Source organism: Clostridium tarantellae, from assembly GCF_009295725.1.
GTDB lineage: Bacteria > Bacillota > Clostridia > Clostridiales > Clostridiaceae > Sarcina > Sarcina tarantellae.
Map to the genome: position 1 here is coordinate 1 of NZ_WHJC01000228.1, position 5,478 is coordinate 5,478.

A 5,478-nucleotide genomic window follows, 5' to 3' on the forward strand; every position below is an offset into this window, starting at 1 on the left:
GAATAAAATAAATTATTAACATTAAATGTGAAAACGTTTTGTGATTAATGGGGGATTTTAATTAAGAAAGGATAATTGATTATGAAAGATTTTGGAGTTTTCGATGTATTAGGGCCAATAATGGTAGGTCCATCATCTTCTCACACAGCAGGAGCGGCAAGGCTTGGAAAAATAGCAAGAACTATTGCTGGAGATGATATATCAGAAGTAAAGTTTTTATTACATGGTTCATTTGGAAAAACATATGCAGGTCATGGAACTGATAGAGCTTTAGTAGCTGGTATACTAGGCATGGAGCCAAGTGATGATAGATTAAGATATGCTATTGATATAGCTAAAGAAAAAGGAATGAAAATAGAATTTATAGAGCATGACTTAGGAGACGTTCATCCTAATACTGTTAAGTTCTTAATAAAATGTAAAACAGGAAAAGAATGTGAAGTTATGGGTTCATCAATTGGTGGTGGATGTATAGAGATAAAAGAAATAAATGGGAATCAAGTTCAGTTAACAGGAGTATATCCAACAATAATAACTTGTCATGAAGATGTTCCTGGAACTGTTGCTAAGGTCTCAGAAATATTATATGAAAATGATATAAATATAGCCTTTATGAAACTTGTTAGAAGCCAAAAAGGTAAAGGGGCAACAATGACATTTGAGGTAGATAATAAAATATCAGATGAAGTTGTTGAAAAAATTAAAGAAATAGCTGGAATAAATAGAGTAATAGTTATGAATCCAGCAGAGGATGGTGAATAGTATGTTGGCAAAATCAGGTAAAGAATTAATAGAGCTTTGTGCAGAAAATAATATAAAGCTAAGTGAATACGCTATAATACGTGAAATGGAAAGTAAAAACATATCAAAAGAGAAATTATTAGTACATATGCAAAAAACTCTTGATGTAATGAGACAAGCCGCTACGGAAGGTAGAGAAAAGGAAGTTCATTCAATAAGTGGACTTATTGGAGGAGATGCTTTTAAATTACAAAGATATTTAAAAGAAGGAAATTCTTTAATGGGAAATACTACTGTAAAAGCAATGGCTATGGCATTATCATCATCAGAGGTTAATGCATCTATGGGTAAAATAGTAGCATGTCCAACAGCGGGTTCTTGTGGAATACTTCCGGCAGCAATATTAACAGCTGGTGAAACATTAGGAAAATCAGACGAGGAAATGGTACAAGCATTGTTTTCAGCAGCGGCAATAGGAATGATAATAGGAATGAATGCAACTTTTGCAGGAGCAGAAGGTGGATGTCAAGCAGAGTGTGGTTCAGCGGCAGCTATGGCAGCAGGAGCAGTTGTAGAAATGATGGGCGGAACTCCTGAAATGAGTTTAGATGCAGCAGCTATAGTATTTAAAAATATATTAGGATTAGTTTGTGATCCAGTTGCAGGATTAGTTGAAATTCCTTGTGCAAAGAGAAATGTAGCAGGAGCCGTTAGTGCTTTATCTACTGCAGATTTAGTTATGGCAGGAGTTGCTTCAAAAATACCTTTTGATGAAACGGTAGCAGCTATGTACAAAGTTGGTAAGGAATTACCAGAATCATTAAGAGAAACAGCTTTAGGGGGAATTGCTATTACAGATACAGGTCTTAAATATAAGAGACAAGTATTTGGAGAGTAATACATAAAAAACTTAGGAGGAAAAAACGATGCAAGTTTTAATGGGAACAGGTCTTTTATTAATAGTTTTAGCATTATTTACTTTATTTAGTTACAAAGCACCTAATGGAATGAAAGCCATGGGAGCTTTAGCAAATGCAGCTTGTGCAAGTTTCTTAGTTGAAGCATTTCATTCAGCATTTTTTGGAGGCGTATTAAATATTGAATTTTTAAAGAAGGTTGGAGAATCTAATGGTTCTTTAGGAGGGGTAGCAGCAGCTATATTAGTTCCTTTAGCATTAGGCGTTTCACCGGTTTATGCAGTATTAGTAGGATTAACTTGTAGTGGTCTTGGAATATTACCAGGATTTATAGCAGGATATTTAATTTCTTATGTAGTTAAATTCATGGAAAAGAAATTACCAGGTGGATTAGATTTAATAGTTATAATAGTTGTAGCAGCACCATTAACAAGATTAATTGCAGCGGTTATGAACCCAATTGTTACTGATACTTTACTTAGCATAGGAGAAGTATTAAAAGCTTCAGCTAATTCAAGTCCGATAGTTATGGGAATAATTCTTGGAGGAATAATAACAGTTGTTGCAACAGCACCACTTAGTTCAATGGCGTTAACGGCAATGTTAGGACTTACAGGAGCACCAATGGCAATAGGAGCTTTATCAGTATTTGGTTCATCTTTTATGAACTTTGTATTCTTTGCAAGAATGAAGTTTGGTAGCAAAAAAGATACCATATCAGTAGCAATTGAGCCATTAACTCAAGCGGATATAATATCAGCTAATCCAATACCAGTGTATGTAACTAACTTTATTGGTGGAGCAGCTTGTGGAGTTATAATAGCTCTTATGGGTCTTACAAATGGAACACCAGGAACTGCAACGCCTATAGCAGGTTTTGCTGTAATGTTTGCATATAATCCACCAGTTAAAGTGTTAATAACTGCTGGATGTTGTATAATAGCAGGAATACTTGGTGGTTTATTAGGATCTGTAATATTTAAAAACTTTAAAATACGTACAGCAGCTGAAATTCGTGGAGAATTTTTTGAAGAAGAAGAAGAAATTAAATCAATAGAAAAAAAAGTAGAAAAAGAAATAGAGAAGGAAGTAGCATCAACTAAATAGTTAGCTTAGCAATTTCCTTTACATAAGAAAACAGAGTGGAATTTACCACTCTGTTTTTTATTACATAGTTTTATGGAATGTTCTATTTATAACATCTAATTGTTGTTCTTTAGTTAATTTAATGAAGTTAACAGCATAGCCAGAAACTCTTATAGTTAATTGTGGATATTCTTCAGGATGCTCCATAGCATCTAGTAAAGTTTCTCTATTAAATACATTAACATTTAAGTGGTGTGCACCTTGACCAAAATATCCATCCATTAAGTTACTTAAGTTTTTTATTTGAGTTTCAGGTGTTTTACCTAAAGCATCTGGTACTATTGAGAATGTATTTGAAATACCATCTTGTGAATGTTCATAAGGTAATTTAGCAACTGAATTTAATGATGCTAATGAACCACTTATATCTCTACCATGCATTGGATTAGCACCTGGTGCAAATGGTTCACCAGATTTTCTTCCACAAGGAGTAGTTCCTGTTTTTTTACCATAAACAACATTTGAAGTTATTGTCAATACAGATTGAGTATGATAAGAATTTCTGTAAGTTTTATTTTTTCTTATCTTATTCATCATATTTTCAACTAAAAATACTGCAATATCATCAACTCTATCATCATCGTTTCCGAACTTAGGGAAGTCTCCTTCTATTTGGAAATCTACAGTTATTCCATCTTCATTTCTTATAGGTTTAACCTTAGCATATTTAATTGCTGATAATGAGTCTGCACAAACAGAAAGTCCAGCTATACCACATGCCATTGTTCTAAATACATCTCTATCGTGTAATGCCATTTGTAATGATTCATAAGAATATTTATCATGCATATAATGGATAACATTTAATGTATTAACATAAAGGTTAGCTAACCAATCAGTCATAACATCAAATTTTTCCATAACCTCATCATAGTTTAAATATTCGCTTGTTATTGGTTCCATTTTAGGAGCTACTTGAACACCACTTTTTTCATCTTTTCCACCATTTATAGTATAAAGTAAAGTTTTAGCTAAGTTAACTCTTGCACCAAAGAATTGCATTTGCTTTCCAACTTTCATAGCAGATACACAACAAGCGATAGCATAGTCATCACCCCAGTAAGGCTTCATTAAATCATCATTTTCATATTGAACAGAACTTGTATCTATAGAAACTTTAGAACAAAAATCTTTAAATCCTTGTGGTAATCTAGTTGACCATAACACAGTTAGGTTTGGCTCAGGTGAAGGTCCTAATGTGTATAAAGTATTTAGTATTCTAAATGAGTTCTTAGTAACTAATGTTCTTCCATCAAGTCCCATACCAGCAATTGATTCAGTTACCCAAGTTGGATCACCAGAGAATAAATCATTATATTCAGGAGTTCTTAAAAATTTAACAAGTCTTAATTTCATTACGAAATGGTCAACTAATTCTTGAGCTTCTTTTTCTGTTATTAAGCCAGCGTTTAAATCTCTTTCTATATATATATCTAAGAAAGTAGAAGTTCTACCAAGAGACATTGCAGCACCATTTTGTTGTTTTATAGCTCCTAAGAATCCAAAATATAACCATTGAATAGCTTCTTTTGAGTTTTTAGCTGGTTTAGAAATATCAAAACCATAAGTTTCAGCTAATCCTTTTAATTCTTTTAAAGCAGTTATTTGTTCTGAGATTTCTTCTCTTAATCTAATAATTTCTTCATCTATACATCTTATTTCTAAACTTTTCTTTTGAGCAAGTTTATCTTCTATTAATTTATCTACACCATATAAGGCTACTCTTCTATAGTCACCTATAATTCTTCCTCTACCATAAGCATCTGGAAGACCAGTTACTATACCATATTTTCTAGCTAATTTCATTTCATCAGTATAAGCATCAAAAACACCTTGATTATGAGTTTTTCTATATTTAGAGAATATTTCAGATATTGAAGAATCTACCTCATATCCATAAGATTTAGCGGCATTTTCAGCCATTCTGATTCCACCATAAGGCATAACAGCTCTTTTTAGTGGAGCATCTGTTTGAACACCAACTATTTTTTCAAATGCTTTATCTATATATCCTGGCTTATATTCATTAATTCCTGATACTATTTTAGTATCAACATCTAAAACTCCACCATTTTCTCTCTCTTTTTTTAATAATTCACTTACTTCTTCCCATAATTTGTTAGTAGCTTCAGTTGCTTCTTCTAAGAAGCTATCATTTCCTTCGTATGGAGTATAGTTTGTTTGAATAAAGTTTCTAACATCTACACTTTTAGTCCATTGTCCACCTTTAAAACCATTCCATTGTTCGTTCATAATTATTACCCCTTTTCATCAAATAATATATAAGATAAATAATTAATATTATTTAATAATTACTATGAATTAATCATAACATTAATACAATTGTTTTGCAATATATAATATATAAGTTATAATATTCAGAAAATTTAACCAGGATATATTTATAGAAAATTAAAAATTAACATTTAAATTTTATTGTAAAATAAATATATTAAAGAATTGCTCTAGTCTTATTTGATAAATATCTTAATTTAAAAAAATAAAAAACAATAATTAATTATTTAATATTTTTAATTTTGTTAACATAACACCACTTTACAATAAATTTAACTAGCTAAAGAATCGTTATTAAGATGATTAATAACATCTTCAAGCGTAGTTATATTTTTATCAAGTTGTATTGTTTTAAGCAACTTGCCATAAATTAATTCTT

4 protein-coding genes are annotated in these 5,478 nt (G+C 31.3%); 3 read left to right on the forward strand and 1 reads right to left on the reverse strand.

Annotation, left to right across the window (positions count from 1 at the left end; genetic code table 11):
* Positions 1–81 precede the first annotated feature (81 nt).
* The 3 genes from sdaAB to GBZ86_RS12065 are packed head-to-tail and all read left to right on the forward strand — an operon-like array spanning position 82 to position 2,765.
* The gene (gene sdaAB, locus GBZ86_RS12055; protein ID WP_152890999.1) at positions 82–762 is read left to right on the forward strand and encodes an L-serine ammonia-lyase, iron-sulfur-dependent subunit beta; all 681 of its coding nucleotides are present in this window, start codon (positions 82–84) and stop codon (positions 760–762) included.
* A 1-nt stretch (position 763) separates the two neighbouring features.
* On the forward strand, positions 764–1,639 hold the full coding sequence (gene sdaAA, locus GBZ86_RS12060; protein ID WP_152891001.1) for an L-serine ammonia-lyase, iron-sulfur-dependent, subunit alpha: 876 nt from the start codon (positions 764–766) through the stop codon (positions 1,637–1,639).
* A 28-nt stretch (positions 1,640–1,667) separates the two neighbouring features.
* Positions 1,668–2,765: a PTS sugar transporter subunit IIC gene (locus tag GBZ86_RS12065; protein WP_152891003.1), complete on the forward strand. Its 1,098-nt coding sequence runs from the start codon at positions 1,668–1,670 to the stop codon at positions 2,763–2,765.
* 60 nt (positions 2,766–2,825) lie between these two features.
* Here the strand turns inward: GBZ86_RS12065 and pflB are convergent, their stop codons facing one another.
* Complete coding sequence (gene pflB / locus GBZ86_RS12070) at positions 2,826–5,057, reverse strand: formate C-acetyltransferase (RefSeq protein WP_152891005.1); 2,232 nt, start codon at positions 5,055–5,057, stop codon at positions 2,826–2,828.
* Between the last annotated feature and the right edge of the window lie 421 nt (positions 5,058–5,478).

Coding starts and splice junctions, on each gene's coding strand:
- sdaAB (WP_152890999.1), top strand. CDS start 82: ATGAAAGATTTTGGAGTTTTCGATGTATTAGGGCCAATAATGGTAGGT.
- sdaAA (WP_152891001.1), top strand. CDS start 764: ATGTTGGCAAAATCAGGTAAAGAATTAATAGAGCTTTGTGCAGAAAAT.
- GBZ86_RS12065 (WP_152891003.1), top strand. CDS start 1,668: ATGCAAGTTTTAATGGGAACAGGTCTTTTATTAATAGTTTTAGCATTA.
- pflB (WP_152891005.1), bottom strand. CDS start 5,057: ATGAACGAACAATGGAATGGTTTTAAAGGTGGACAATGGACTAAAAGT.